This window comes from Pseudomonas sp. AC355, from assembly GCF_979258205.1.
The window spans coordinates 2,855,515-2,880,979 of sequence record NZ_OZ409843.1 but is presented as its reverse complement, the minus strand read 5'-3'; the positions used below and the strand labels follow the sequence as shown (position 1 = coordinate 2,880,979).

Below are 25,465 nucleotides of genomic sequence, written 5' to 3'. Positions count from 1 at the left end.
CGTTGAAGGTATTGATACGTTATAACAAATTTATGGACGGAGATAGAGGGATGCTTGGTTTGCCTGCCTGTGGGAGCATGGCGTCCGGATAGTTTGGAGGTGGTGATGGTGCGTATTCGTGGACGGATCGGCGACTGGCCGGTGGATTTGACGGTGGAGCTCGATCCACAGGACTGGGCGCAGTTGGCGGCCGCTGTACCGGTGTCGCCGGTTGTTACACCCCAGGCCGTTCAGCCGGATCAGGACGTGCAATGGCAAACGGTGCTTGAGCTGTTGCGCCGTGCCGGACGTGTCGAGGGGCCGCAGTTGCTGGCGCAGCTGGCCGCTCTGGCTGGCGGTGAGGTGGCGGGTAAGCGTTTGTTGGTGCGCCTGCGTCATTGCGAGCAGGTACGCATGGAAACCGGCCCGGACGCGCCGGTTTATTGCTGGGTAGAGCAGCGGTAGCCGGCAGGTATCGGTAGGAGCCGGCTTGCCGGCGATAGCGATGTTGAAATCAACATTGCATCGCCCGCAAGCGGGCTCCTACCAGGCCGCATGACCGAGCGCAGTAGTTTTCGCACAGTCTGCTGCGGGACAGGTTCTCGGAATCAATAGAGCGCCTGATACACCCGGCGACGGTAGGTGGTCACCAGCGGATGCTCGTTGCCGAGCAGGTCGAACACCTGCAACAACGTCTTGTGCGGCAGGCCATCAGCGTAGTTGCGGTTGCGCACGAAGAGTTTCAGCAGAGCGTCCAGAGCCGGTTCGTACTGCTGGCGGGCGAGCTGCTGAATGGCCAACTGGTAGGCGGCTTCGTCGTCCTCCGCATTCTGCGCCAGGCGGCTTTTCAGCGTGGCGGCATCCGGCAGGTTGGCCGCTTCACGCAAGAAGGTCAGTTGTGCGCGGGCTCCGGCCAGGGCCTGTTTGTGTTCATCACCCTTGACTGCATCGAGTACCTGTTGTGCCTCGCCCAGCTCGCCGCGCTCTGCCAGGCAGCGCGCATACAGAATCAGCGCGGCAGCGTTGCTGTTGTCCTCGCCGAGCTTCTGCTTGAGCAGGGCTTCAGCCTCGCCGATGCGGCCATCGGCGAAGGCTTGCTGGGCGACTTCCAGCAGATCGGCCTCGGGCGCTTGAGGCTCTGGAACATGGGGCTGCAGCAGGGCGCGTATCGCCGATTCGGGTTGCGCGCCCTGGAAACCGTCGACCGGCTGGCCATTCTTGAACAGCACCACTGTCGGCAAGCTGCGGATGCCGAAACGGGCGACGATTTCCTGCTCGATATCGCAGTTCACCTTGGCCAGCAGCAGCTCGCCCTGATAGCCCTCGGTGATCTGTGTCAGCAGCGGCATCAGCGCCTTGCAGGGCGCACACCACTCGGCCCAGAAATCCACCAGTACCGGCTTGCTGAACGAGTTCTCGATCACCAGCTGTTCAAACTGGACGGCGCCATTGATATCGAAGATGTACGGGGTGTCGCTCATGGTCGGTCTCTGTCCGGGCGAAAAGTGGGTGTGACTATAAATGTGGGCGCAGGTGCGCGGCTACAAGGGGCCGCCGTCGGCATGATAGAGGCTGACGTGGCGGAAGGTTTCCGGCTCCGCCAGATCCGGCCAGGTGCAGCCCTCCAGGCCGCCGATGCGGCGATAGGCCGGATGACTGAAATCCCGCACGCGAGAGTCAGCAACCAACACCTGGCGGGCATGTTCGAGAACACGATCGAGCAGCGGCAGGTTGGCGCGGTCGTAGAGCACGTCGGCGACGATCGCCAGATCGTAGTCGCGGCGCTCGGCGAACAGATCGCTCGAATACTCCAGCTGCACGCCATTGAGTTCGGCATTGGCCTGGCAGGCGGCAAGCGCCAGCGGATCAAGGTCGCAGGCTACCACCTGCGCCGCACCAGCCCGCGCGGCAGCGATGGCTGCCACACCCGAGCCGCTGCCGACATCCAGAACCCGCTTGCCGCGCACCCATTCCGGGTGCTGGGCCAGCCAGTCCACCAGCACCAGGCCGCTGGCCCAGCAGAAGCACCAGTAAGGCGGCTCCTCGAGAATCCGTCGGGTTTCCTCGGGGCTAAAGCAGCGATCCATGTTCGCCGGGTCGATTAACCACAGGCGCAGGTCGGTACCCGGCAGAATGGTCGCGCTCAGGCGGGCATCGCCGAGCAATTCGCCCAGGGCTGCTTGCAGGTGGTGCGGTGGAGTCACAGCGCAGGCGTTACGCGGATTTCACCGAGCGTCTGGCTCTGCGGCTCACGGATCAACTGGCTAGGCATGTGCAACACCAGCTTGCCCGACTGATGCACGCGACCGCGCAGCTCCACGCGAATGCCCTGGTCGAAGTTCTCGGGGTTGAACTGCAGGCGGAACGGCAGCGGCGTACCCGTTCCACGCAGTTGGATATTGCCCAGCAGTTTGTGAGGTAGACCGCGTTCGTTTATGGTCAGCAGGGCCAGTTCCACATCGGCGCCCGCGGGCACGTCGAGCAGGGTGCCAGTGAGGTCGCGCAGATGCGCCGGCGTCGCAGCAGGCTCCTGTTTGGGCGCAGGCGCTGCGGGTGGGGCCGCAGGTGGTGGTGTTTCGCCGGCGCAAGCGACGAGCAAGGCGGCGAAACTGAGCAGGGCGAGCGGGCGCAATGGCATGGAGGGATCCTGGCAGGCGGGCAATGCCTGGATTCTCCCCATAGCCACCGGCGAATGCAAAGGAAAGTGGCCCTGCGGCGCTTGGCACCGGGTTGGGTGGATGCGCTACCATGCGGGCTTTCCCGCCTGGCTGTTCCGACCATGCACTGCCCCTTCTGCTCTGCCAACGACACCAAGGTCATCGATTCGCGTCTGGTCGCCGAGGGCGATCAGGTGCGTCGCCGGCGAGAATGCCTGGCCTGTGGTGAGCGTTTCACCACCTTCGAGACCGCCGAGCTGGTGATGCCGCGCCTGATCAAGCAGGACGGCAGCCGCCAGCCCTTCGACGAAGACAAGCTGCGCGCCGGCATGCAGCGTGCGCTGGAAAAACGCCCGGTGAGCATCGAGCGGCTGGAGGCGGCCATCGCCCATATCAAGCATCGACTACGGGCCACTGGCGAGCGCGAGATCAAGTCGCTGGTGCTTGGCGAGCTGGTGATGACCGAGCTGCAGAAACTCGACGAAGTGGCCTATATCCGCTTCGCTTCGGTGTATCGCCGCTTCCAGGATCTCAATGAATTCCGTGAGGAAATCGACCGTCTTTCCCGCGAGCCCAATCAGGACTGAGATGAGCACCAGCGATCAGGCATTCATGGCTCGCGCGCTCGAGTTGGCGCGCAAGGGGCTGTATTCCACTCACCCTAATCCCCGTGTCGGTTGTGTGATCGTGCGCGACGGCAAGATCATCGGCGAAGGTTGGCACGCCAAGGCTGGCGAGCCCCATGCCGAGGTGTACGCCTTGCGTCAGGCTGGCGACAAAGCGCGCGGCGCCACCGCCTACGTCACCCTGGAACCCTGTAGCCACCATGGGCGTACGCCGCCTTGTGCCGACGCTCTGCTTGAGGCCGGTGTCGCCCGCGTGGTCGCGGCGATGCAGGATCCCAACCCGCAGGTGGCCGGCAGGGGGCTGTTGAGGCTGATGAATGCCGGCATCTCGGTGCAAGGCGGTGTATTGGAAAGTGAGGCGCGGGCGCTGAACGCCGGCTTCGTCAAGCGAATGGAAAAGGGCCTGCCGCTGGTGCGCGTCAAGCTCGCCATGAGCCTGGACGGGCGCACGGCCATGGCCAGCGGCGAAAGCCAATGGATCACTGGGCCGGCTGCTCGTGCAGCAGTACAACGGCTGCGCGCGCGTTCGAGCGTGGTTCTGAGTGGTGCCGATACGCTGTTGGCCGATGCCGCCCGCTTGACGGTAAGGCCCGACGAACTGGGTCTGGGCGCCGAACTCACGGCCTTGGCTCAGGCGCGTCCGCCGCTGCGCGTACTGGTCGATGGGCGTTTGCGTGTTCCGCTGAGTGCGCCGTTCTTCCAGGCCGGTTCGGCGCTGGTGGCGACATGCGCGGCGGCGGCCTCGCGGGATCGCTACCTCGATGAGGGTCACGAACTGCTGGCGATACCGGGCAACAACGGCCATGTCGATCTGCGCAAGCTGCTGCTAGAGCTTGCTAGCCGGGGGGCCAATGAGGTGTTGGTCGAGGCCGGGCCGAAACTGGCTGGCGCTTTCGCCCGGCTGGGCCTGGTCGATGAATATCAGTTGTTCGTCGCACCCAAATTCCTTGGCTCCAGCGCCAGGCCGCTACTCGATCTACCTCTGGCGCGGATGGCCGAGGCCAAACCGTTGAAGATCGTCGACATACGTGCTGTGGGCGACGATTGGCGGATAATCGCGGTGCCCGAGTCCGCCACGTAAGGTTCGCCGTTGGCACACGCCCTCCGTGCACCGCCACGGCAACTATGGTAAAACGCCTCTCGGCCGCACAGCGCGGCCACAACGTTCTCAGGGCGGGGTGTAATTCCCCACCGGCGGTAATGGCGCGCAATGCTCCTAGCCCGCGAGCGCCCGGTATGGCCACCAGCCGCCCGGGGACAAGCAGATCCGGTGTGATTCCGGAGCCGACGGTATAGTCCGGATGAAGAGAGAGCGGGATTGCCTGGCTGGGCGCCCTTGTGGCTGCCGCATGTCTGTACTGTCCCTATCGATCAAAACTGCCCTGTTTTAGCCATAAACAGGAGTTGAACATGTCCATTACTTCTCAAGTACGCCGGGTCGCCTTCGTGCAGGCCTGCTGGCACCGCGAAATCGTCGATCAGTCCCGCAATGCCTTTCTCGAAGAAATGCAGCGCCAGGGCTATGCCGCTGGCGAGATCGACTGCTTCGAAGTCGGCGGCGCCTTCGAAATTCCCCTGCATGCCAAGCGTCTGGCCAAGAGCGGCCGCTATGCTGGCATCGTCGCTGCCGGGCTGGTGGTCGATGGTGGCATCTACCGTCACGAGTTCGTCGCCCAGGCGGTGATCGAGGGCTTGATGCAGGTGCAGCTGGAAACCGACGTGCCGGTGTTCTCGGCAGTGCTCACGCCCCACCATTTCCATGCCGGCGAAGAGCACCAGACGTTCTTCCGCGAGCATTTCCTGGTCAAGGGTGCCGAAGCGGCGCGTACTTGTGCCGATACGCTGCGCAAGCTCAAAGAACTGCCGGTCTGACGAGGAGCACTTAATGTTCACTGGAATCATCGCATCCATCGGCAGCATTGCCGCCATCACCCCCAAGGGCGGCGATGTGCGTGTCTACGTCAAGACCGCCAAGCTCGATCTGGCTGATGTGGCTCTGGGCGATAGCATCGCGGTCAATGGTGTGTGCCTGACCGCGGTCGAATTGCCAGGCGACGGCTTTTGGGCCGATGTCAGCCGCGAAACCCTGGCGCGTACTGCCTTTATCGATCTCAAGACCGGTAGCCCGGTCAATCTGGAAAAGGCCCTGACGCCGACCACTCGCCTGGGTGGCCATCTGGTTAGCGGTCATGTCGATGGCGTCGGCGAGATCATTTCCCGTGAGGAGAACGCCCGCGCCATCCAGTTCAAGGTGCGTGCCCCGCGCGAGTTGGCCAAGTACATCGCCCACAAGGGTTCGATTACCGTCGACGGTACCAGCCTCACGGTGAATGCCGTGGATGGTGCCGAGTTCGAACTGACCATCGTGCCGCACACCTTGGCCGAAACCATCATGGCCAACTACCGCCCCGGGCGCCGGGTCAATCTCGAGGTCGACCTGCTGGCCCGTTACCTGGAGCGCCTGCTGCTCGGTGACAAGGCCGCCGAGCCCAGCAGTGCCGGGCTCACCGAAGGTTTTCTCGCCGAACACGGCTACCTGAAGAATTAAGGACACCGCCACCATGGCACTCAACAGTATCGAAGAGCTGGTCGAAGACATTCGTGCCGGCAAGATGGTCATCCTCATGGATGACGAAGACCGCGAGAACGAAGGCGACTTGATCATCGCCTCCGAATGCGTGACCGCCGAGCACATCAACTTCATGGCGCGCTTTGCCCGTGGCCTGATCTGCATGCCGATGACCCGTGAACGCTGCGAAACCCTCAAGCTGCCGCTCATGGCACCGCGCAACGGTTCCGGCTTTGGCACCAAGTTCACCGTCTCCATCGAAGCCGCCGAGGGCGTCACCACCGGCATTTCCGCCGCTGACCGTGCCCGCACCGTGCAGGCTGCTGCCGCGAAGAACGCGGTTGCCGAAGACATCGTCAGCCCCGGCCATATCTTTCCGCTGATGGCTCAGCCAGGTGGCGTGTTGGCGCGCGCCGGCCACACCGAAGCGGCCTGCGACCTAGCTCGCATGGGCGGCTATGAGCCGAGTGGGGTGATCTGCGAGATCATGAATGACGACGGCACTATGGCTCGTCGCCCGGAGCTGGAAGTATTCGCCGAGCAACATGGCATCAAGATCGGCACCATCGCCGACCTGATCCACTACCGCATGCTGCACGAGCGCACCGTTACCCGCGTGACCGAGCAGCCGCTGGATAGCGAAGTCGGTCAGTTCCATCTGGTCACCTATCGCGATTCGGTGGAAGGCGATGTGCACATGGCGTTGACCCTGGGCACCATCTGCCCGGAAGAGCCGACCCTGGTGCGCGTACACAACATGGATCCGATGCGCGACCTGCTGATGGTGCGCCAGCCTGGCCGCTGGAGCCTGCGCGCGGCGATGACCGAAGTGGCCAATGCCGGTAGCGGCGTGGTGCTGCTGCTCGGCCATTCGCTGGACGGCGACGAAGTGCTGGCGCATATCCGTGAAGCGGATGGTGCCACCAGCAAGACGCCGAGTACCTACAGCACGGTCGGTGCCGGTTCGCAGATTCTGCGTGACCTCGGTGTGCGCAAGATGCGCCTGATGAGTGCGCCGATGAAGTTCAATGCGATATCCGGTTTCGATCTGGAAGTTGTAGAATACCTGCCCCCGAAATAACGGGTGACTATCGCGGTGAGCTACCTTTAGCCCACCGACACTATTTTCAGGGCCTGCCATGGCAGGCCCTGGCTCTTTAAAGACAGCTCGAGAACTCGCTATGACACTCAAGACTATCGAAGGTAATTTCATCGCTCCCGAGGGTCGCTTCGCCCTGGTGGTCGGCCGCTTCAACAGCTTCGTGGTCGAGAGCCTGGTCAGTGGTGCCGTCGACGCCCTGGTACGCCATGGCGTGAGCGAAAGCGACATCACCATCATCCGTGCGCCAGGCGCCTTCGAAATTCCGCTGGTCGCTCAAAAAGTCGCCCAGCGCGGCGAGTACAACGCGATCATCGCCCTTGGCGCAGTGATCCGTGGCGGCACGCCGCACTTCGAATACGTGGCGGGTGAATGCACCAAGGGCTTGGCCCAGGTGTCCATGGAGTTCGGCGTACCGGTCGCTTTCGGCGTGCTGACCGTCGACTCTATCGAGCAGGCCATCGAGCGTTCCGGCACCAAGGCCGGCAACAAAGGCGCCGAAGCTGCCCTGTCCGCGCTGGAAATGGTCAGCCTGCTGGCACAGTTGGAGGCCAAGTGAGCCAGAACGACAGTAAGCCAGTCAAAAAGGGCCCAAGCGCCAAGGTACTTGCCCGCCGTCAGGCGCGTACGCTGGCAATGCAGGCACTGTACTCCTGGCATATCGCCGGGCAGGCGCTCAACGAGATCGAGGCCCAGTTCCGGGTCGACAACGACTTCAGTGCGGTCGACGGGGCTTACTTCCACGAAATTCTGCATGGCGTGCCGCGTCAGAAGACCGAGATCGACAGCGCGTTCGAGCCATTGCTCGATCGTCCGTTGGCCGAGATCGACCCGGTCGAGCTGTCCATCCTGCGTCTGTCCACCTACGAGCTGCGTAACCGCATCGATGTGCCGTACCGCGTGGTGATCAACGAAGGCATCGAGCTGGCCAAGATCTTTGGCGCCACCGACGGGCACAAGTTCGTCAATGGCGTGCTGGATAAGCTGGCGCCGACGCTGCGTGCCGACGAAGTCCGCGACTTCAACAGCAAGCGCTGAGTGTGTTGGGCGAGTTCGAGCTGATCCGTCATTACTTCGCTGCTGCCGCCTGCGCGCGGGCGGCCGATGGTGTGGTGCTGGGGATTGGCGACGACTGCGCCCTGCTGGAAGTGCCCGCTGGTGAACAACTGGCGGTGTCCACCGATACCCTGGTCGCTGGCGTGCATTTTCCTGCTGATGCTGCTGGGCGCTTACTGGGCCAGCGCGCGTTGGCCGTCTCGGCCAGTGATCTGGCCGCCATGGGCGCGACGCCTCTAGCCTTTACCCTGGCGCTGACCCTCCCTGATGTTTCCCCTGACTGGCTGGCCGACTTCACGGCCGGGCTGGAAAGCATGGCGAGCCAGTGCGGCATGTGCTTGGTCGGTGGTGATACCACACGCGGGCCCTTGAGCCTGACCCTCACCGTATTCGGCCGAGTGCCGAAAGGCCTTGCGCTGACCCGCTCTGGGGCGCGCGCAGGTGATCTGCTGTGTGTCGGTGGTTCGCTTGGCGATGCGGCGGGCGCTTTGCCCTTCGTGCTGGGCGAGTGTGAGGAGCAGGACGGTACTAGTGAATTGCTGGCGCACTATTGGTCGCCGTCACCGCAGCTGGTACTCGGCCAGGCCTTGCGTGGGCTGGCCACGGCGGCGCTGGACATCTCCGACGGCCTGCTCGCCGACTGCGGGCATATCGCCAGAGCATCCAGTGTGGCGTTGATCGTCGAGCAGCAGCGCGTGCCGTTGTCCACGGCTCTGCGTGCCTGCGCGGGCGACGAAACTGCACGCCAGCTGGCGCTTGGTGGTGGCGATGACTACGTGCTTGCCTTTACTCTGCCTGCCGAGAAACTGGACGGGCTGCGCGCCATGGGGCAGCCTGTACACGTGATCGGTCGGGTCGAGGCCGGGCAGGGCGTACATGTGCAGGACGCCGAAGGCCGAGCCATCCAGCCGCTGAAAAGTGGCTACCAACATTTCGGATCGCAACGTGACTGATCATCCCAAACAAGTCCCCGCGGAATTCGTGCCGCCCTCCGTGTGGCGCAACCCTTGGCATTTCCTCGCCTTTGGCTTCGGCTCAGGTACTCTGCCGAAAGCGCCTGGCACCTGGGGCTCGATGGTCGCGGTGCCGTTCATCCCGCTGTGGCAGATGTTGCCGGACTGGGGGTACTGGTTGATGCTGGGCGTCACCATGCTGTTCGGTGTCTGGCTGTGCGGCAAGGTGGCCGAAGATCTGCGCGTACACGACCACGAGGGCATCGTCTGGGACGAAATGGTCGGTATGTGGATCACCCTGTGGCTGGTCCCGGAAGGTTGGGGCTGGGTGCTGGTGGGTTTCCTGATGTTCCGCTTTTTCGACATCCTCAAACCATGGCCCATTCGCTGGATTGACCGGCACGTTCACGGCGGTTTCGGCATCATGCTTGATGATGTGTTGGCAGGTGTTTTCGCCTGGCTGGCCATGCAGTTGCTGGTGTGGGGCTGGGGCAACGGCCTGGCGACCAGCCTGGGTTTCGCCTAACCCTGGAGGTGCGATGATTCACGGTTTCTGGCTGGCTTTACTGTTGTCGTTGAGCGTCTGCGCCCAGGCGAGCAGCGAGGTGCCCGCGAACATCCGCATGGCCAGCGATGTCTGGGTGGATCGCATCAATGCTGACGGCACGGGCCTGTCCTGGGACATCCTGCGCCTGGTGTTCGAGCCCGCCGGGGTCAAGCTGGACATGCAGATCGTGCCCTACACCCGCTCTGTAGGCCTTGTGCAGCGTGGTGAGGCGGATGCCTGGGTGGCGTCCTACCAGAACGAGGTCAGCGGCGGTGTGGTGTACCCGACCTGGCACTACGACTCGGACTTGATCAGCGCCCTGAGTCTGGCCAGCAAGCCCCTGCCAGATCAGAAAGCGCTCTCCGCTTCCCGTCTGGTGTGGATGCGCGGTTACGAGTACCAGCGCTACATTCCTGGCCTCAAACACTACAACGAGCTGCTGCGCCGTGGCGGCATCCTGCCGATGCTTGCCTACGATCATGCCGATTACTACATCGATGCCCAGCCCGAGGTTCAGGAGGTGCTTGCGGGTGCTTCCGAGCCGTCGAAGTACCGGGTCACCGACCTGATTCGTTTACCGTTGTACATCGGCTTTGCCGATACCCCGCGCGGCCGAGCACTGGCGAAACTGTATGACCAGCGCATGGCCGAGCTCGTTGAGCACGACGCGTTGCGTCCGGTCTTCGAGCGCTGGGGCCAACACTACCCCTTCGATTAGGCAAGAGAGGCAGGGATGCGTCGATTGATCTGTGGCATAGCAGGCCTGTTGGCTGCTCAGTTGACTCTGGCTGCGCCGCAGGTGCAGGTCGTCGGCCTGTTCCCGGGCGCTGCAGTCATTTCGGTCGATGGCCAGCGCAAGTTGGTGCGTGTTGGGCAAAGTGGGCCTGGGGGCGTGCAGGTGGTGAGCGCCGACAGCCGCAGCGCCGTGTTGCGAGTCGACGGCGTGGAGCGCAGCTACAGCCTGAGCCGTGAATACAACACCAGCGGTTTCGTTGAGCCGCAGAAACAGACCCTGAGTATAGCCCGCAGCAACGGTGGCCATTACTGGGCTGAGGGCGCGATCAATGGCCGCTCGCAGCAGTTTCTGGTCGATACCGGTGCTACTTCTGTTGCCCTCAACGAAACCCAGGCCCGCCGTCTTGGCATCGACTACCGCACGCGCGGGCAGCCGATTCAGGTCAATACTGCGAGTGGTACCGCCCGCGGATGGCGCATCACGCTCGACAAGGTGAGTGTCGGCGCACTGCAGGTGCTGGGCGTTGAAGCCGTGGTGCTGGAAGGCTCATCGCCGAAGGAGGCACTGCTTGGCATGAGCTATCTCAACCGGATTGGCTGGCGGGTGGAAAATAACCTGCTGGTGTTGGAGTCACGTCTTTAGACCTGAAGAGCTGGCGGCACGTATGTCGCCAGTTTGCTTACGCGGCTAGTGATGATCGTCAGTAGCGGCTTTCGGCATGTCGCGGTACAGCCGGCTGACCAACGGCCCGATGGACAATCCCTGCAGCAGGATCGACGTGAGCACGACGATATAGGTTAGGCTCAGTAGCAGGTCACGTTCCTCACCCAGCGGCAGCGACAACGCCAGGGCCACCGAGACGCCACCGCGTAAGCCGCCCCAGGTGAGGATGCGGATCGCACCGTGTGACACCTGCCTGCGCCCGCCAGCACTGCGTCGCATGATCAGAATGGCCGGTGCAACCGTCAGCAGGCGGGCCATCAGCACCGCGCCGCCCAGCACGAACGCCGCGATGATGTGCAGCCAGGAGAACGGCAGGAGCAGCAGTTCCAGGCCGATCAGGGCGAACAGCAGGGCATTGAGGATTTCATCGATCAACTCCCAGAAACCGTCCACGTAGCGGCGTGATTCGTCCGACATCGCATGCTTGCGGCCCATGTTGCCGATGATCAGACCGGCCACCACCATGGCGATCGGCCCGGAAACGTGCAGCCGTGCAGCCAGTGCCGCGCCGCCGAACACCAGCGCCAGGGTCAGCATCACTTCGACCTGGTACTGATCGATGCTACGGATCATCAGCAGCACGCCGTAGCCCATCGCCGCGCCCAGCAGCAACCCGCCAATCGCTTCGTGGATGAACAGCCAACTGATGGCGCCCAGCGTCGGCGTACTACCCAGTTGCAGAATGCCGAGCAGGATGGTGAACACCACGACAGCGGTGCCGTCATTGAACAGCGACTCGCCCACGATGGTGGTCGCCAGCGGCTTCGGCGCGCCCGACGACTTGAGGATGCCCATCACCGCGATCGGGTCGGTGGGTGAGATCAGCGCGCCAAACAGCAGGCAGTAGATGAAGTCCACGTGCCAGCCGAACAGGGCAAAGATGTAGAACGCCAGTGTGCCGATCACGCTGGTGGCGATCAGTACGCCCACGGTGGCCAGCAGGCCGATGGGCCATTTGTAGCTGCGCAGGTCGCTCAAGTCCACGTGCAGCGCGCCGGCGAACAGCAGTGCCGGTAGGAACCAGGTCATGAGGATGTCGGAGAAATCGATGCGGCGGATGATTTCCTGTGCTTCGATCTCGATCAGCGGGTAGCCGAGTTGGCTCAGGCCCTGAACGATCAGCGAAAAGATCAGCGCGGTGGCCATCACACCGATGCTCGGCGGCAGGCGTATGAAGCGATAGTTGACGTAGGTGAGCAGGGTGGTGAGGACGATGAAGGCGGCTACGAGGTCGAGCACAGGGTCTCCTTTGAGGGCTGGTGTTCGCCATCCCGGCGAATACCTTGGAGGCCCGATGATACCTGCCTTGTAACTGGATGTGTGGCGATAGTGGGCGTTTGTACATGGCAGAACGATGGCAAAAGGGTTGAACCGTAGCGGCGTATGAGGGGTCGAGTACACATGGGCCGGGAGGCTGCGAGGCGTATTTGCAGAGGCATGCAGAACGTCTGGCGAGCGATTTTCCCTTCCGGTGTTTGACGGCTGGCGCGCAACGCGTTCGGCCAGCTCGACGGGCTGTTGCCCGTTGTCGATTGGAGTCGAAACATGCTGAAAAGCTTGGGCAAGGTGCTGCTGGGCGCGGTGGCGCTGGTTGCGGTACTGGCCTTGCTGATCCACTGGATCACCCCCGCTGTGTTCGAAGAGCACCGCGAAGACCTGGCGTACTACCTGCAGGCGCATCTGTATCTGGTGTTCATGTCGATGTTCGCTGCACTGGCCGTGGGCATTCCTGCCGGCATCCTGCTGAGCCGACCCGGCCGCGAGCACAGCGCCGAACGCTTCATGCAGGTGTTCAACGTGGGCAATACCGTGCCGCCGCTGGCGGTGCTGGCGATTGCCCTGTCCATCGTCGGTATCGGCAATGGCCCGGCCGTGCTAGCGCTGTTTCTCGCCTCGTTGCTGCCTATCGTGCGCAACACCTATGAAGGCCTGCGCAACGTACCGAGCTCGCTCAAGGAAGCGGCCACCGGGATTGGCATGACGCCCGGCCAGGTGCTCTGGCAGGTCGAACTGCCGAGTGCCGTGCCGATCATGGTCGGCGGCGTGCGCGTCGCGCTGGCGCTGAACGTCGGTACCGCGCCACTGGCCTTCCTGATCGGCGCCAACAGCCTGGGTAGCCTGATCTTCCCGGCCATCGCCCTGGAGAACCAGCCGTTGCTGATTCTCGGCGCGGCAGCCACTGCCTTGCTGGCACTGCTGCTCGACGGCCTGGTAGCGGCCGTCAGCCGTTTCTGGTTCGAGCGTGGGGTGGCCCGTTGAAGGAATCCATGATGAAGTCTTTAGTTCTGTGCCTCGGCCTGCTGCTGGCTACCACCAGCCAGGCGGCCGAGATCCGTATCGGCGCCAAGGTGTTCACCGAGCAGGCGATCCTCTCCGAGCTCACCGCGCAGTATCTGCGGCCCCACGGCTATCAGTCGCGCATCGTCGGCAACCTGGGCAGCACCATCGCCTGGAACGCCATGAAGAGCGGCCAGCTGGATCTGACCTGGGAATACACCGGCACTTCGCTGGTGGCCTACAACAAGGTCACCGAGCGCCTCGACAAGGAAGCCGCCTACCAGCGCGTCAAGGAGCTGGATGCCAAGACCGGCGCGATCTGGCTGGCGCCTACCCGCTTCAACAATACCTATGCCCTGGCGCTGCCGGAAAAGGTCGCCGAGGAACACCCTGATATCAACAGCATCAGCGACCTGGCTGCGGTCACCAGGCAGCCGGGTGATGGCAATCGCCTGCTGGCACTGGATATCGAATTCGCCAACCGCTCCGACGGCCTCGATGGGCTGGTCAAGGAATACGGTCTGACCTTCACCCGTAACGAGATTCGCCAGATGGATCCTGGCCTGGTCTACACCGCACTGCGCAATGGCCAGGTGTTCGTTGGCCTGGTGTACACCACCGATGGCCGTCTGGACTCCTTTGGCCTGCGCCTGCTTGAGGACGACAAGGGTTACTTCCCGGACTACACCGCCGCTCCGGTAGTGAATGCCGACTACCTGAAGGAACACCCCGAATTGGAAGCGCTGCTCAAACCCCTGGCCGAGAGCCTGGATGACGCCACCATGCGTCGCCTCAACGCCCGCGTCGATGTCGATCGCGTGACGCCTGCTACGGTGGCCGCCGATTTCCTTCGTGAACAGAAACTGATCGAGGGGGATCGTTGATATGGATTTCATGACCGCTTTCCAGCACATCGACTGGGCGCAAGTCGCCAGCCTGACCGGCGAGCACATCGCCCTGGTGGGCATTGCCGTCGGCCTGGCGATCATCATCGGCGTGCCGCTGGGCATTCTGATGACCCGTTTCCCATGGATTGCCGGGCCGCTGCAGGGCGCCGCTACCGTCGTACTGACGTTGCCGGCCATCGCGCTGTTCGGCCTGTTGCTGCCGTTCTACTCGCAGTTCGGTCAGGGCCTCGGCCCGCTGCCGGCCGTCACTGCCGTGTTCCTCTATTCGCTGCTGCCGATCCTGCGCAACACCTACCTGGCGTTGACCAGCGTCGAACCGGGCATCCGCGAGGCGGGTAAAGGTATCGGCATGAGTTTCTGGCAGCGTTTGCGCATGGTCGATCTGCCCATCGCCGTGCCGGTGATCCTGGCCGGTGTACGCACCGCCGTGGTGATGAACATCGGAGTGATGACCATCGCCGCGACCATCGGCGCCGGCGGCCTTGGCGTGCTGATTCTCACGGCCATCAGTCGCAGCGACATGGCCACCCTTTTCGTCGGTGCAGTGCTGGTGAGCCTGCTCGCCATCGTTGCCGACCTGTTTTTGCAGTGGCTGCAGAAAACGCTCACTCCCCGTGGCCTGAAAGCCGCCCACTGAGGACCCGAACATGATCGAACTCGACAAACTCACCAAGACATTTCACCAGAAAGGCAAGGACGTCGTTGCCGTCAACGAAGTCAGCCTGACCGTCGACGAAGGGCAGATCTGCGTGTTCCTCGGCCCATCCGGTTGCGGCAAGAGCACAACCCTGAAGATGATCAACCGGCTGATCGAACCGACCTCCGGGCGCGTGCGTATCAACGGCGAAGACACCACCGGCATCGACGAAGTGACCCTGCGCCGCAACATCGGCTACGTGATCCAGCAGATCGGTCTGTTCCCCAACATGACCATCGAGGAAAACATCACCGTGGTGCCCAAGCTGCTCGGCTGGGACAAGAAGCGTTGCCACGAGCGTGCAGTCGAGCTGATGAGCATGGTGCAGCTGGAGCCCAAGCAGTACCTGTCGCGCTATCCCCGTGAGCTGTCCGGTGGCCAGCAGCAGCGTATCGGCGTGATCCGCGCCCTCGCAGCCGATGCACCGGTTCTGCTGATGGACGAGCCCTTCGGCGCAGTCGACCCGGTCAACCGCGATGCCATCCAGAACGAGTTCTTCCAGATGCAGCGGGCGCTCAACAAGACCGTGATCATGGTCAGCCACGACATCGACGAAGCCATCAAACTGGGCGACAAGATCGCCATCTTCAAGGACGGCAAGCTGCTCCAGTTCGATCATCCGGATACCCTGCTGGCACATCCGGCAGACGACTTCGTCAGCGGTTTCGTCGGTCAGGACAGCACCCTCAAGCGGCTGCTGCTGATCCGTGCCGAAGACGCCGCCGACGATGCACCGTCCGTGTTGCCGGAAACCGCGGTCGCCGATGCCGTCGAACTGATGGAAGAGCACGACCGCCGCCACCTGGTGGTGACCGACGCGCAGAAAAAGGCCCTCGGCTACATCCGCCGCCGTGACCTGCGCGGGCAGGGCGGTTCGGTACAGCCCTTCCTGCAGCCATTCAACGCCACCGCCTCCCACGACGAACACCTGCGCATCCTGCTGTCGCGCATGTACGAGTTCAACCGCTCCTGGCTGCCGGTGCTCAGCGCCGACAACGACTTCCTCGGCGAAGTCACCCAGGAATCCATCGCCGACTACCTCAGCTCCGGGCGCTCGCGCGGCAAGAGCAGTATCGTCTCGCCGGCTGAGCAGGTGGCGGTCTAAACAGGGGGGTGGCGCCCTGCCTTGGGGCGCAGTGACCGTGTCCGCTCCGCGAAACCACGGTATGCCCATCATTCGCCGCGGGGTCGCGGCTCCTACAGGATCTTGAGCATCCGCAACTCCGTAGGAGCCCCGACCTCGGGGCGAAGCGATCGCGGCTGTTTGGCAAAGCTCAAGGTACGCCTGCCATCGTTTCGGCGAGCGGCGTAGCTGCAATGGCTTGGTCTCCTGACGATGCCATTACCTCGTGACCGCAACTCGCGTAATCTATCTGAGAATTATTATCTTTGATGGGTGCCGCTCCCGGCCCCTGGGAGCGGCAATGTCGGCCAGCCTGGCACGCATTCTGATCATCGAGGACGACCGTACCCTGTGTGCACAGCTTGGTGAGCTGCTGCGCGGGCAGGGATATGCCACCAGCTCCAGCCATCTGGGCGAAGCGGGGCTCGGCATGGCGATCAGCGATGCGCCGGATCTGGTGCTGCTGGACGTGCTGCTGCCGGATCTCAATGGCTTTTCCGTTCTGCGCCGCCTGCGTGAGCACCAGCAGACGCCGGTGATCATGCTGACTGCCTGTGGCGCCGAGGAAGAACGCATTCGTGGCCTGCGCCATGGCGCCGATGACTACCTGCCCAAACCGTTCAACATCACCGAGCTGCAACTGCGCATCGATGCCGTGTTGCGGCGTACCCGGGTGACGGACAGCGTGCGCCCGGCAGACGTGCAGCAACTGCAGGTCGACGAATTGCGCCTCGAGCGTCATGCCCAGCGGGTCACGGTCAACGAGCGCGAGGTCAGCCTCACGCCGATCCAGTTTCGTGTGCTCTGGCATCTGGTCAGCCACCGTGGTGAAGCGCTCAGCAAGCCCTACCTGTATCGCACGGTGCTGGAACGCGATTACAGCAGCTACGACCGTAGCCTGGACATGCACATCAGCCGCATACGCCGGTTGCTGGGAGAGGCGGGCCTGGCGACGGATCGCCTGCAGACCCTGCATGGCCGGGGTTACGTATTCCAATGAACCGGCGCCTGTTCTGGAAGCTGTGCATCGTCATCGCCGTGGGCAGCGTCGGGCTGTTCTGGATCATCGCCCGGGTCGCCTGGCAGACCGAAGAGCGCATGAGCTTTATCGACGCCGAGCACCAGCGCACGCTGCGGCACTATGGCGAACAGGCCGAGTCGCTGTATCGCGGTGGCGATCACCAGGCGCTGGAGCGCTGGCTCAATACGTTGCAGCAGCAGGAGCAGACCTGGGCCGCTGTGGTGCAAGCCGAGGTGCGGCCGCTGGCCGGCGAGCTGTCGCCACGCTTTCAAGAAGGTTTCGGCCTGGGCCGTGATGTCAGTTGGAAGATCCACCTGTATTTTGCGGAAAACCCGATCATGGATATTCCCTTCAGTGATCGCAGTGCCAGCTTTCTGATCCAGCTGCCCCAGCGCATGCGCCCCGGCCTTAACTGGCACTACGCCAAATTGTTGTTGCAACTGGTGGTGCCGCTGGTGCTGCTACTGATCGTCTGCCTGGTGCTGTACCGCCACTTGATGCAGCCGCTACGGCGACTCGAACAGGCCACGCGGCAGTTCAGCGATGGCCGCTACGACGTACGGGTGCGCTCGTTGCTCGGCTCGCGCAACGACGAGCTGACCAGCCTGGCGGATACCTTCGACGCCATGGCCGAGCGTACCGGGCAACTGATCATCGACCAGCGCCAGCGTCTGGCGGACATGTCCCACGAATTGCGTACGCCGCTGACCCGCATCGAAATGGCGGTCAGCCTGGCCGAGCAGGGCGCCGACAGCCGCGTGCTGCTCGAGCGCATCCGTGACGATTGCAACGGCATGCGCCAGTTGGTCGAGGATGCCCTGACCCTCAGCTGGCTGGAGAACGAACGGCCGCAGTTGCGTGACGAAACCCTCGATCTCACCGAACTGCTCGACAGCATTCTCGATGATGCGCGCTTCGAGTACCCGGATCGTCAACTGCTGGCGCATCTGCCGGGGCAGGCGGTGCTGGCTGGCAGCAGTCATCGCGCGCTGGGGCAGGCCATCGAGAACGTGGTGCGCAATGCCCTCGACCACACGCCGCCAGGTGGGGTGGTCGAGGTCGACCTGCAGGCCGATGAGCAGGCCTGGCAACTGCAGATCCGTGATCATGGCCCGGGCGTTGACGAACAGTGGCTGGAGCGGATCTTCCAGCCGTTCTTCCGGGCGGGCAGCGAGCGTGCCGGTTACGGCCTCGGATTGGCGCTGGCGCAACGGCAGATTCGTGCCACTGGCGGCAGCATCCGGGCGAGCAATCGAGAGGGTGGCGGCCTGCAGATGACCATCTGCCTGCCGCAGCAGGCGAGCGGCCAGTCGTAACAGTTGTAAAAGTTGTACGTCCCCAGCGCTATATTCGATAAGAATTTGCAAATACGAAATATTTGCATCTTTCTTGGGGAGGGATCATTCATGCACCGTTGTCCTTATCGACTGTCATTGCTGGGCGCCTTGGTCACCGGCGGTTTTCTGGGCAATGCCCAGGCGCAGAGCACTGCTTCGTCGCTGGAGCTGGCACCCAGTTCGGTGACGGCGGTGGCCAGCGAGCGCGCTGAAACCGTCGAGGCCGAGCAGATCCAGCGCCTGCAGGCCAACGATCTGCAGGACGTGTTCGAGAGCAACCCGGAAGTCACCGTCGGCGGCGGTGCAGGGATCGCCCAGAAGCTCTACCTGCGCGGTTTCGAAGATACTCAACTGAACATCACCATCGACGGTGCCAGCCAGGCCGGGCAGACCTTCCACCACACCGGTCGCATCGGCATCGAGCCCGAGCTGCTCAAGCGCGCCGAAGTGCAGGCCGGTACCGGCGATGCCACCGCTGGCCCGGGTGCGCTGGGTGGCTCTATCCGTTTCGTGACCAAAGACCCGGACGATCTGCTGCGCGAGGGCGAGTCCTTTGGCGCGTTGGTCAAGGGCGGTTACTTCAGCAACGGCGAAGGCTACAAAAGCAGTACCAGCCTGTACGGCCGCTTCAACGAGAGCTGGTCGGCGCTGGCGGTGGCCAGTTATCAGGATCAGAACGATTACGAAGACGGCAACAACGACGACGTGCTGGGCACCGGCGCGCGGCAAAAGCTCGGCTTCACCAAGCTGGTGGGCAAGCTCAGCGAATCCCAGACCCTGCGCCTGAGCTACGAGCAGCGCACCGACGACGGCGAGCGTAGCCAGCGCCCGCAGTGGATTCCCAGCGGCTTCAACCGCCTGTATCCAATGCGCAGCGAGCGGGAAACCTGGACGCTCAACTACGCCTTCAAACCGCTGGACAACGACCTCGTCGATGTCGAGCTGACCACCTTCCATAACGAAGTCGAGCTGCAGCAGGACGGGCGTTTCGGCCTGTACTTCGGCGGCACACGCAGCAGCGGTTTCGACATGCGCAACACCAGCCACTTGGGGCGTCACACGCTGACCTACGGCGTCGATTATCGCGACGACCGTGGCACCCTCGGCCCAGAGGGTAATCGTGAAGAGACCAGCGAAGATGGCAGCATCCTCGGCCTCTATGTGCAGGACAGCCTGCAACTGACCGAGCGCCTGCAGATCGGCGCCGGCCTGCGCTATGACCGTTACAAGCTCGATGATCGCGACGACCAACGCTTCCGCGAAGACGGCGTCAGCCCCAACCTCAGCGCGCGCTATGCGCTGACCCCCGAGCTGACCCTACTCGCCGGTCATACCCGTGCCCTGCGTGGCCCGCAGGTACGCGATGCCTTCAAGATGGACTCCTCGCGCAATGACCCGAACACCAAGGCCGAGCGCGCTCGCACCAGCGAGGTCGGTTTCGAGTATCGGCTGGCCAGCTGGGAGCTGTCCGGCAAACTCTACGAGACGCGCATCAAGGACGCCGTCGCCGACCCCATCGGCGCGCCCAACGTTTACGGCAACATCGGTGACCTGAAGAGCGAAGGCGTGCTGCTGCAGACCGCCTACCACTGGCAGCGCGTGAGTGCCGGGCTGAGCTACCACCACAACAATGCCCGGCTCGATGGCCGCCGCCTGAACGTCTACGAACACAACGGCCAGGGCACCAGCCTTGGCGACACCTGGACGACCTTCGCCGATTACCGCGCCACCGAGAACCTCACGGTTGGCTGGCAGGGCCGTTTCGTGGAGAGCATCGACTCGTTGCACACCGGGGAGGGCACGGTGAGCAAACCGGGGTATGGCGTGCATGACCTGTACGCGGAGTGGCTGCCGCTGGCGGCGGATCGCCTGACCTTGACCCTGACCCTGAAGAACCTGTTCGACAAGCAGTACCTGGATCACGCCAGCAACGAAGACTTCACCCACATACCCGACTTCGAGGGCGTTCGTGGTTCCTACGAGCCAGGTCGTGAAGTGCGCCTCGGTGTGGCGCTGCGTATCTGATGGGTTGGTCGATCCGTGCGCCCGGTGTGATGCCGGGCGTTTTGCTCATCTTGCTGGCACTGCAGTCCACCTTGGCTAACGCCGGGCAGGTGCTCACCGATATCGCCGGGCGTCAGGTCGAAGTGCCCGCGCAGGTGCAGCGCATCGTCCTCGGCGAGGGGCGCCTGTTGCCGGTGCTGGGGATTCTCGAGGGCCAGCAGGTGCTCGACCGTCTGGTGGGTATGCCGGCTGACCTGGCGCTGATCGATCCCGGCACCGACCGGCAGTACCGCGAAGCCTTTCCGGCGTTGCAGCAGGTGCCGCGCATTGGCCAGGGCTCGGCCGATACCTTCAGCCTGGAACAGGTGCTGAGCCTGGCGCCGGATCTGGCGATCTTCAGCCTGTCCGGCCATGGCCCCGGCAGCCACCAGCAGCGTCTTACCGAGCAGTTGCAGCGTGCTGGCGTCGCGGTGTTGTTCGTCGATTTCCGTGAGCAGCCGCTGATCAATACGCCGCTGAGTATCCGCCTGCTGGGCCGTGCTCTGGGGCGCGAAGCGCGTGCAGAGGCATTCGTCGCGGCCCACGCCAGGGCACTTGCTGCGGTGAGCGATGAATTGCCAGGCCCGCCCGGCCCCCAGGTGTTTCTGCATAGCCGAGCCGGGCTGGGCGATGGCTGCTGCGAAAGCATGGCGCGCGGCATGCTCGCCGGCCTGCTGGAAGCAGCCGGTGGCCGTAGCCTGGCAACGGACTATCTGCCGGGGCATGCCGGTGTGTTGAGTCTCGAATTGCTGCTCAGCCAGCCGGTGGATCATTACGTGGCCAGCGCGGTGGGTTCGGCGAACAGCCTGGCCGAGGGCGCGCCCTACATTGCCCTGGGGCCTGGCGTGCAAGCCGAGCCGGCCCGTGAGTCGTTGCAGCGGTTGGTCAGCAAGGGCGGCATCCGCCACCTGGCGGCGATCCGCAATGGGCAGACCCATGCCATCTGGCACGGTTTCTACAACAGCCCCTTCAATGTGGTGGCGGTGCAGGTATTCGCCCGCTGGCTGTATCCCGACGTATTCGTCGACCTCGACCCTCAAGCCACGCTCGCGCAGTTGTACGCCGAGTTTCAGCCGGTGCCGCTGCAGGGCACCTACTGGATCAGCCTGTGAGTGCTGGCGAACTGCGCCGTGGTTATCGGCGACTGGCCTGGCGCCGGGTGATCTGCCTGGGGATTCTGACCCTGCTACTGGGCGCGTCCTTCATCAGCGACCTGGCCACCGGCCCGGCGGGCCTCGGCTGGTGGCAGGTGCTGCAGGGGTTGCTGCAGCCGGAAAATCTGGCGCCTGCGCAGTGGGTGATCATTCATGAAGTACGCGTACCGTACGCGTTGATGGCCCTGGTGGTCGGTGCCAGCCTCGGGCTGGCCGGCGCGGAAATGCAGACCGCCTTGAACAACTCCCTGGCCAGCCCTTTCACCCTAGGCGTTGGCGCCGCCGCGACGCTGGGCGCATCGCTGGTCATCGTGTTCAGCCCGTCGCTTGGCAGCCTGGGGCAGCAGGTGCTGTTGCCGCTGGCGGCGTTCGTTTGCGCCTTGCTTGCTTGCCTGCTGTTGCTGCTGATGGCGCGCCTGCTCGGCCCCGCGCTGCACACCCTGGTGCTGTTCGGGATCGCTCTGTTGTTCGGGCTTAATGCGCTGGTCGGCATGTTGCAGTTTCTAGCCAGCGCCGATGCCTTGCAGCAGATCGTCTTCTGGACGCTCGGCAGCCTGGCGCGTGCCGATCTGCAGCGGGTCGCGCTGGTTGCCGGGGTGCTGTCGCTGTGCCTGTTGTGGGCCATGAGTCAGGCCTGGGCGATGACCACCTTGCGAGCAGGGGAGGAGCAGGCGCGCAGCCTCGGTATTCGTGTCGAGCGCCTGCGCGCGCTGGCGCTGTTACGGGTCAGCCTGCTGACCGGGGTGGCGACGGCGTTCGTTGGTGAAGTGGGCTTTGTCGGCCTGGTCGGCCCCCATGTAGCGCGCCTGCTGCTCGGGGAGGATCACCGCTTCTTCCTGCCCGGCAGCGCCCTTGCCGGCGCCTTGCTGCTGTCGCTGGCATCGCTGGCCAGCCGCGCCTTGCTGCCCGGCGTCATCTTGCCGGTCGGCCTGGTGACCGCAGTGGTCGGGGTGCCGCTGTTCGTGGCGTTGATCCTGGCCCGTGGGCGGAGCGTGAGTGGATGAGCCTGCTGATTCGCGATCTGCGCTTGGCTCACGGCAAGCGACTGGTGCTGGAAAACCTGAGTCTGGAGCCTATCGAACCCGGCGCCATGGTGGCGGTGCTGGGGCCGAACGGGGTGGGCAAGTCGACCCTGATCCGAGCCCTGGCGGGCATGCACAAGGCGACAGGAGAGGCGCTGTTGGGAGACAAGGCGCTGCTCGGTATTGCGCCCTGGCGACAGAGCGCGCGCGTCGGCTATCTGCCGCAGCATCTGCCCCAGGCGACCTCGCTGCTGGCTTATGAACTGCTGCAGGGCGCTTGCCGGGCTCGCGGCGCAGCAGGGGATACGGACGCTCGCATTTCCGCCGTGCTGTCACGGCTGGGCATCGAGTCGCTGGCGTTGCGGCGCCTCAGTGAGCTGTCCGGCGGGCAGCGCCAGTTGGTCGGCCTGGCCCAGGTGCTGGTCAGCGAGCCACGTCTGTTATTGCTCGACGAGCCGACCAGCGCCCTGGATCTGCGCTGGCAGTTGCGGGTGTTGCAGGTGGTACGTGAACTCACTCAGGAGCAAGGCTGCATCGCCCTGGTCGCCTGCCATGACCTCAACCTGGCGCTGCGCCATTGTGATCGCCTGCTGTTGCTGGCGCCCGGCGGCCACTATCGGCTGGGCACGGCAGATCAAGTACTGGATCCCGACTGGCTACGGCTGGCATATGGCGTCGAGGCGCGTATCGAGCGTTGCTCCGCCGGCTGGCCGCTGGTGCTGGCGGATCGAGCGGTAACCGTTTAAGGCTCCGCTTCAACCAGCGGCAGTAGTCAGGCCTGCTCGAAGATCACATAGACCTTGCGGCAATGCTCCAGCACTTCCCAGGTGCCGACGAAGCCGGCCGGGATCACGAAGCGGTCGCCGACGCGCACGGTCTTGGCGTTGCCTTCGCCGTCGCGCAGCACGGAAACGCCCTGGAGGATTTCGCAGTATTCGTGCTCGGTGTAGCTCACCGTCCACTGGCCGACGTCGCCCTCCCAGACGCCCGCATTGAACTGGCCGCAAGGGCTGGCGTAATGGTTGCGTACCTGCTGCAGCGGGTCGCCCTTGAGGATTTTTTCAGGGGCGGGGCGGTACTCTTCGCCGCTGCCGCCGCCCTGGGCGAAATCGACAATCTGTTGGATATTCATATTCGCTTCCGTGGTCAATCCGAGAACGTGCAGCGATCATCCCATGCCCATCGACGGCCCGGGGCGGCGCGGCGTAACAGGCTGTTGAAAACCACCTGCGCTTTTCAACGGGCCGCTAACGATTGGCTCGAGTCTATGTTTAATAAATTGAACGTAACAAGGGGATTCCCCGACGAAGTGTCAAGAATATTGAAAATCCTGCGGGCGCTGGTTTAGTGTGGCTCGCAGTTTCCAAGGCGTTAAGCGCCTTTACCGACGAATGAGGATGACCGAATGACCCGTTTGACTCGTGCCGACTGGGAACAGCGTGCCAAGGATCTGAAGATCGAGACCCGTGCCTTCGTACAGGGTAAGTATCAGGCCGCTCAGAGTGGCGAAACCTTTGAGTGCATCAGCCCGGTCGACGGCCGGGTGCTGGGCCAGGTCGCCAGTTGCGATCTGGCTGACGCCGAGCTGGCGGTCAAGTCGGCGCGTGCGGCATTCGACTCGGGCGCCTGGTCGCGCCTTGCACCGGCCAAGCGCAAGCAGAAGATGATCCGCTTCTCCGAACTGCTGCTGGCCAATGCCGAGGAGCTGGCGCTGCTGGAAACCCTCGACATGGGCAAGCCGATCAGCGATTCGCTGAGCATCGACATTCCGGCGGCGGCCAACGCCATCCGCTGGAGCGCCGAGGCCATCGACAAGGTCTACGACGAAGTCGCGCCGACGCCCCACGATCAGCTCGGCCTGGTCACTCGCGAACCAGTCGGCGTAGTGGCCGCCATCGTGCCGTGGAATTTCCCGCTGACGATGGCTTCCTGGAAGCTCGGCCCGGCGCTGGCCACCGGTAACTCGGTGATCCTCAAACCGTCCGAGAAATCCCCGCTGACCGCCATTCGTGTTGCGGCTCTGGCTATGGAAGCGGGTATTCCGGCTGGTGTGCTCAACGTGCTGCCCGGCCATGGGCACACCGTGGGCAAGGCCCTGGCGCTGCACATGGACGTCGATACCCTGGTGTTCACCGGTTCCACCAAGATCGCCAAGCAACTGATGATCTACGCCGGCGAATCGAACATGAAGCGCGTGTGGCTGGAAGCCGGCGGCAAGAGTCCGAACATCGTCTTCGCCGATGCACCGGATCTGCAGGCCGCGGCCGAATCCGCCGCCAGCGCCATCGCCTTCAATCAGGGCGAAGTGTGTACTGCAGGCTCGCGTCTGTTGGTGGAAAACTCCATCAAGGAGCGTTTCGTGCCCATGGTGGTCGAGGCCCTGAAAGGCTGGAAGGCCGGCAACCCACTCGATCCGGACACCACTGTCGGTGCGCTGGTCGATACCCAGCAGATGAACACCGTGCTCGGCTACATCGAGGCCGGCCACAAGGACGGCGCCAAGCTGGTGATCGGTGGCAAGCGCACCCTGGAAGAGAGCGGCGGCACTTATGTCGAGCCGACCATCTTCGATGGCGTGACCAATGCGATGACCATCGCCCGCGAGGAAATCTTCGGGCCGGTGCTGTCGGTCATTGGTTTCGACAGCGCCGAACAGGCCGTACAAATCGCCAACGACACCATTTACGGCCTGGCCGCGGCGGTGTGGACGGCAGACCTGTCCAAGGCGCACTTGACTGCCCGCGCGCTGCGTGCCGGTAGCGTGTGGGTCAACCAGTATGACGGTGGCGACATGACCGCGCCGTTCGGTGGCTTCAAACAGTCGGGTAACGGCCGTGACAAGTCGCTGCATGCCTTTGAAAAGTACACCGAACTGAAATCGACCTGGATCAAACTCTGATCCCATGACGGTGAGGCTCGCCAGCAGGTGAGCGTGATT

Annotated in this window: 28 protein-coding genes and 1 riboswitch; of the genes, 23 read left to right on the top strand and 5 right to left on the bottom strand. The window is 63.6% G+C overall.

Annotated features, from left to right (window positions below):
* The first annotated feature begins 105 nt into the window (after positions 1–105).
* Positions 106–444, top strand: coding sequence for a hypothetical protein (locus ACZ0AI_RS13645; protein ID WP_463562362.1), 339 nt, complete (start codon positions 106–108; stop codon positions 442–444).
* A gap of 143 nt (positions 445–587) precedes the next feature.
* Here ACZ0AI_RS13645 and trxA read toward each other — a convergent pair whose 3' ends face one another.
* The 3 genes from trxA to ACZ0AI_RS13630 are packed head-to-tail and all read right to left on the bottom strand — an operon-like array spanning position 588 to position 2,617.
* A complete protein-coding gene (trxA, locus tag ACZ0AI_RS13640) occupies positions 588–1,460 on the bottom strand; it encodes a thioredoxin (protein WP_463562361.1) in 873 nt (290 codons plus the stop codon).
* 60 nt (positions 1,461–1,520) lie between these two features.
* On the bottom strand, positions 1,521–2,183 hold the full coding sequence (locus ACZ0AI_RS13635) for a class I SAM-dependent methyltransferase (protein ID WP_463562360.1): 663 nt from the start codon (positions 2,181–2,183) through the stop codon (positions 1,521–1,523).
* Entirely contained in the window at positions 2,180–2,617 is a 438-nt protein-coding gene (locus tag ACZ0AI_RS13630) for a YbaY family lipoprotein (protein WP_463562359.1), read from the bottom strand. The genes ACZ0AI_RS13635 and ACZ0AI_RS13630 overlap by 4 nt, the downstream gene beginning before the upstream one ends.
* A gap of 141 nt (positions 2,618–2,758) precedes the next feature.
* Between ACZ0AI_RS13630 and nrdR the strand changes: the two genes are divergently transcribed.
* From nrdR to ACZ0AI_RS13575, 11 genes are all read left to right on the top strand, one after another.
* Positions 2,759–3,223, top strand: a complete 465-nt coding sequence (nrdR, locus tag ACZ0AI_RS13625) for a transcriptional regulator NrdR (protein WP_042553289.1) — start codon at positions 2,759–2,761, stop codon at positions 3,221–3,223.
* Between the two features lies 1 nt (position 3,224).
* Positions 3,225–4,343 carry a bifunctional diaminohydroxyphosphoribosylaminopyrimidine deaminase/5-amino-6-(5-phosphoribosylamino)uracil reductase RibD gene (gene ribD, locus ACZ0AI_RS13620; protein ID WP_463562358.1) on the top strand — a complete coding sequence of 373 codons (1,119 nt, stop codon included), beginning with the start codon at positions 3,225–3,227 and terminating at the stop codon, positions 4,341–4,343.
* A gap of 79 nt (positions 4,344–4,422) precedes the next feature.
* Positions 4,423–4,580, top strand: a riboswitch (FMN riboswitch).
* Positions 4,581–4,672: 92 nt separating this feature from the next.
* Complete coding sequence (locus ACZ0AI_RS13615) at positions 4,673–5,134, top strand: 6,7-dimethyl-8-ribityllumazine synthase (protein WP_463562357.1); 462 nt, start codon at positions 4,673–4,675, stop codon at positions 5,132–5,134.
* A 13-nt stretch (positions 5,135–5,147) separates the two neighbouring features.
* On the top strand, positions 5,148–5,810 hold the full coding sequence (locus ACZ0AI_RS13610) for a riboflavin synthase (RefSeq protein WP_463562356.1): 663 nt from the start codon (positions 5,148–5,150) through the stop codon (positions 5,808–5,810).
* A 13-nt stretch (positions 5,811–5,823) separates the two neighbouring features.
* A complete protein-coding gene (ribBA, locus tag ACZ0AI_RS13605; protein ID WP_463562355.1) occupies positions 5,824–6,912 on the top strand; it encodes a bifunctional 3,4-dihydroxy-2-butanone-4-phosphate synthase/GTP cyclohydrolase II in 1,089 nt (362 codons plus the stop codon).
* A gap of 100 nt (positions 6,913–7,012) precedes the next feature.
* Positions 7,013–7,489 (top strand): 6,7-dimethyl-8-ribityllumazine synthase, encoded by a 477-nt coding sequence (gene ribH, locus ACZ0AI_RS13600; RefSeq protein ID WP_225838233.1) that lies wholly within the window; start codon positions 7,013–7,015, stop codon positions 7,487–7,489.
* On the top strand, positions 7,486–7,968 hold the full coding sequence (gene nusB / locus ACZ0AI_RS13595) for a transcription antitermination factor NusB (RefSeq protein ID WP_463562354.1): 483 nt from the start codon (positions 7,486–7,488) through the stop codon (positions 7,966–7,968). Before ribH ends, nusB begins: the two co-directional genes overlap by 4 nt.
* A gap of 5 nt (positions 7,969–7,973) precedes the next feature.
* Positions 7,974–8,939: a thiamine-phosphate kinase gene (gene thiL, locus ACZ0AI_RS13590; RefSeq protein WP_463565940.1), complete on the top strand. Its 966-nt coding sequence runs from the start codon at positions 7,974–7,976 to the stop codon at positions 8,937–8,939.
* On the top strand, positions 8,932–9,465 hold the full coding sequence (locus ACZ0AI_RS13585; protein WP_225838237.1) for a phosphatidylglycerophosphatase A family protein: 534 nt from the start codon (positions 8,932–8,934) through the stop codon (positions 9,463–9,465). Before thiL ends, ACZ0AI_RS13585 begins: the two co-directional genes overlap by 8 nt.
* 13 nt (positions 9,466–9,478) lie before the next feature.
* Positions 9,479–10,204 (top strand): ABC transporter substrate-binding protein, encoded by a 726-nt coding sequence (locus tag ACZ0AI_RS13580; protein ID WP_463562353.1) that lies wholly within the window; start codon positions 9,479–9,481, stop codon positions 10,202–10,204.
* A 15-nt stretch (positions 10,205–10,219) separates the two neighbouring features.
* Positions 10,220–10,864 (top strand): retropepsin-like aspartic protease family protein, encoded by a 645-nt coding sequence (locus tag ACZ0AI_RS13575; protein WP_463562352.1) that lies wholly within the window; start codon positions 10,220–10,222, stop codon positions 10,862–10,864.
* Between the two features lie 45 nt (positions 10,865–10,909).
* On the opposite strand, the gene ACZ0AI_RS13570 is transcribed toward ACZ0AI_RS13575, so the two are convergent.
* Positions 10,910–12,184: a cation:proton antiporter gene (locus tag ACZ0AI_RS13570; RefSeq protein ID WP_463562351.1), complete on the bottom strand. Its 1,275-nt coding sequence runs from the start codon at positions 12,182–12,184 to the stop codon at positions 10,910–10,912.
* 306 nt (positions 12,185–12,490) lie between these two features.
* On the opposite strand from ACZ0AI_RS13570, the gene ACZ0AI_RS13565 reads away from it, so the two are divergent.
* From ACZ0AI_RS13565 to ACZ0AI_RS13520, 10 genes are all read left to right on the top strand, one after another.
* Entirely contained in the window at positions 12,491–13,204 is a 714-nt protein-coding gene (locus ACZ0AI_RS13565) for an ABC transporter permease (protein ID WP_463562350.1), read from the top strand.
* Between the two features lie 11 nt (positions 13,205–13,215).
* The gene (locus tag ACZ0AI_RS13560; RefSeq protein ID WP_463562349.1) at positions 13,216–14,106 is read left to right on the top strand and encodes a glycine betaine ABC transporter substrate-binding protein; all 891 of its coding nucleotides are present in this window, start codon (positions 13,216–13,218) and stop codon (positions 14,104–14,106) included.
* Between the two features lies 1 nt (position 14,107).
* Complete coding sequence (locus ACZ0AI_RS13555; RefSeq protein WP_463562348.1) at positions 14,108–14,767, top strand: ABC transporter permease; 660 nt, start codon at positions 14,108–14,110, stop codon at positions 14,765–14,767.
* 10 nt (positions 14,768–14,777) lie between these two features.
* On the top strand, positions 14,778–15,932 hold the full coding sequence (locus tag ACZ0AI_RS13550; protein ID WP_463562347.1) for an ABC transporter ATP-binding protein: 1,155 nt from the start codon (positions 14,778–14,780) through the stop codon (positions 15,930–15,932).
* A gap of 319 nt (positions 15,933–16,251) precedes the next feature.
* Positions 16,252–16,950 (top strand): response regulator, encoded by a 699-nt coding sequence (locus tag ACZ0AI_RS13545; RefSeq protein ID WP_463562346.1) that lies wholly within the window; start codon positions 16,252–16,254, stop codon positions 16,948–16,950.
* Entirely contained in the window at positions 16,947–18,287 is a 1,341-nt protein-coding gene (locus tag ACZ0AI_RS13540; RefSeq protein WP_463562345.1) for a sensor histidine kinase, read from the top strand. The genes ACZ0AI_RS13545 and ACZ0AI_RS13540 overlap by 4 nt, the downstream gene beginning before the upstream one ends.
* A 90-nt stretch (positions 18,288–18,377) precedes the next feature.
* A complete protein-coding gene (locus ACZ0AI_RS13535) occupies positions 18,378–20,333 on the top strand; it encodes a TonB-dependent receptor domain-containing protein (RefSeq protein WP_463562344.1) in 1,956 nt (651 codons plus the stop codon).
* Positions 20,333–21,463, top strand: a complete 1,131-nt coding sequence (locus tag ACZ0AI_RS13530; RefSeq protein WP_463562343.1) for an ABC transporter substrate-binding protein — start codon at positions 20,333–20,335, stop codon at positions 21,461–21,463. The genes ACZ0AI_RS13535 and ACZ0AI_RS13530 overlap by 1 nt, the downstream gene beginning before the upstream one ends.
* A complete protein-coding gene (locus tag ACZ0AI_RS13525) occupies positions 21,460–22,509 on the top strand; it encodes a FecCD family ABC transporter permease (protein WP_463562342.1) in 1,050 nt (349 codons plus the stop codon). The genes ACZ0AI_RS13530 and ACZ0AI_RS13525 overlap by 4 nt, the downstream gene beginning before the upstream one ends.
* The gene (locus ACZ0AI_RS13520) at positions 22,506–23,273 is read left to right on the top strand and encodes an ABC transporter ATP-binding protein (protein ID WP_463562341.1); all 768 of its coding nucleotides are present in this window, start codon (positions 22,506–22,508) and stop codon (positions 23,271–23,273) included. Before ACZ0AI_RS13525 ends, ACZ0AI_RS13520 begins: the two co-directional genes overlap by 4 nt.
* Before the next feature lie 26 nt (positions 23,274–23,299).
* On the opposite strand, the gene ACZ0AI_RS13515 is transcribed toward ACZ0AI_RS13520, so the two are convergent.
* On the bottom strand, positions 23,300–23,659 hold the full coding sequence (locus tag ACZ0AI_RS13515) for a cupin domain-containing protein (protein ID WP_463562340.1): 360 nt from the start codon (positions 23,657–23,659) through the stop codon (positions 23,300–23,302).
* Between the two features lie 273 nt (positions 23,660–23,932).
* Here ACZ0AI_RS13515 and ACZ0AI_RS13510 point away from each other — a divergent pair, with 273 nt between their 5' ends.
* The gene (locus ACZ0AI_RS13510; RefSeq protein WP_463562339.1) at positions 23,933–25,426 is read left to right on the top strand and encodes an aldehyde dehydrogenase; all 1,494 of its coding nucleotides are present in this window, start codon (positions 23,933–23,935) and stop codon (positions 25,424–25,426) included.
* Positions 25,427–25,465: the final 39 nt, after the last annotated feature.

What these genes read in the sequence shown, in the direction of transcription:
- ACZ0AI_RS13645 (WP_463562362.1), top strand. Translation starts at nt 106, where the DNA reads ATGGTGCGTATTCGTGGACGGATCGGCGACTGGCCGGTGGATTTGACG.
- trxA (WP_463562361.1), bottom strand. Translation starts at nt 1,460, where the DNA reads ATGAGCGACACCCCGTACATCTTCGATATCAATGGCGCCGTCCAGTTT.
- ACZ0AI_RS13630 (WP_463562359.1), bottom strand. Translation starts at nt 2,617, where the DNA reads ATGCCATTGCGCCCGCTCGCCCTGCTCAGTTTCGCCGCCTTGCTCGTC.
- nrdR (WP_042553289.1), top strand. Translation starts at nt 2,759, where the DNA reads ATGCACTGCCCCTTCTGCTCTGCCAACGACACCAAGGTCATCGATTCG.
- ribD (WP_463562358.1), top strand. Translation starts at nt 3,225, where the DNA reads ATGAGCACCAGCGATCAGGCATTCATGGCTCGCGCGCTCGAGTTGGCG.
- ACZ0AI_RS13615 (WP_463562357.1), top strand. Translation starts at nt 4,673, where the DNA reads ATGTCCATTACTTCTCAAGTACGCCGGGTCGCCTTCGTGCAGGCCTGC.
- ACZ0AI_RS13610 (WP_463562356.1), top strand. Translation starts at nt 5,148, where the DNA reads ATGTTCACTGGAATCATCGCATCCATCGGCAGCATTGCCGCCATCACC.
- ribBA (WP_463562355.1), top strand. Translation starts at nt 5,824, where the DNA reads ATGGCACTCAACAGTATCGAAGAGCTGGTCGAAGACATTCGTGCCGGC.
- ribH (WP_225838233.1), top strand. Translation starts at nt 7,013, where the DNA reads ATGACACTCAAGACTATCGAAGGTAATTTCATCGCTCCCGAGGGTCGC.
- ACZ0AI_RS13580 (WP_463562353.1), top strand. Translation starts at nt 9,479, where the DNA reads ATGATTCACGGTTTCTGGCTGGCTTTACTGTTGTCGTTGAGCGTCTGC.
- ACZ0AI_RS13575 (WP_463562352.1), top strand. Translation starts at nt 10,220, where the DNA reads ATGCGTCGATTGATCTGTGGCATAGCAGGCCTGTTGGCTGCTCAGTTG.
- ACZ0AI_RS13565 (WP_463562350.1), top strand. Translation starts at nt 12,491, where the DNA reads ATGCTGAAAAGCTTGGGCAAGGTGCTGCTGGGCGCGGTGGCGCTGGTT.
- ACZ0AI_RS13560 (WP_463562349.1), top strand. Translation starts at nt 13,216, where the DNA reads ATGAAGTCTTTAGTTCTGTGCCTCGGCCTGCTGCTGGCTACCACCAGC.
- ACZ0AI_RS13555 (WP_463562348.1), top strand. Translation starts at nt 14,108, where the DNA reads ATGGATTTCATGACCGCTTTCCAGCACATCGACTGGGCGCAAGTCGCC.
- ACZ0AI_RS13550 (WP_463562347.1), top strand. Translation starts at nt 14,778, where the DNA reads ATGATCGAACTCGACAAACTCACCAAGACATTTCACCAGAAAGGCAAG.
- ACZ0AI_RS13545 (WP_463562346.1), top strand. Translation starts at nt 16,252, where the DNA reads ATGTCGGCCAGCCTGGCACGCATTCTGATCATCGAGGACGACCGTACC.
- ACZ0AI_RS13540 (WP_463562345.1), top strand. Translation starts at nt 16,947, where the DNA reads ATGAACCGGCGCCTGTTCTGGAAGCTGTGCATCGTCATCGCCGTGGGC.
- ACZ0AI_RS13535 (WP_463562344.1), top strand. Translation starts at nt 18,378, where the DNA reads ATGCACCGTTGTCCTTATCGACTGTCATTGCTGGGCGCCTTGGTCACC.
- ACZ0AI_RS13530 (WP_463562343.1), top strand. Translation starts at nt 20,333, where the DNA reads ATGGGTTGGTCGATCCGTGCGCCCGGTGTGATGCCGGGCGTTTTGCTC.
- ACZ0AI_RS13520 (WP_463562341.1), top strand. Translation starts at nt 22,506, where the DNA reads ATGAGCCTGCTGATTCGCGATCTGCGCTTGGCTCACGGCAAGCGACTG.
- ACZ0AI_RS13515 (WP_463562340.1), bottom strand. Translation starts at nt 23,659, where the DNA reads ATGAATATCCAACAGATTGTCGATTTCGCCCAGGGCGGCGGCAGCGGC.
- ACZ0AI_RS13510 (WP_463562339.1), top strand. Translation starts at nt 23,933, where the DNA reads ATGACCCGTTTGACTCGTGCCGACTGGGAACAGCGTGCCAAGGATCTG.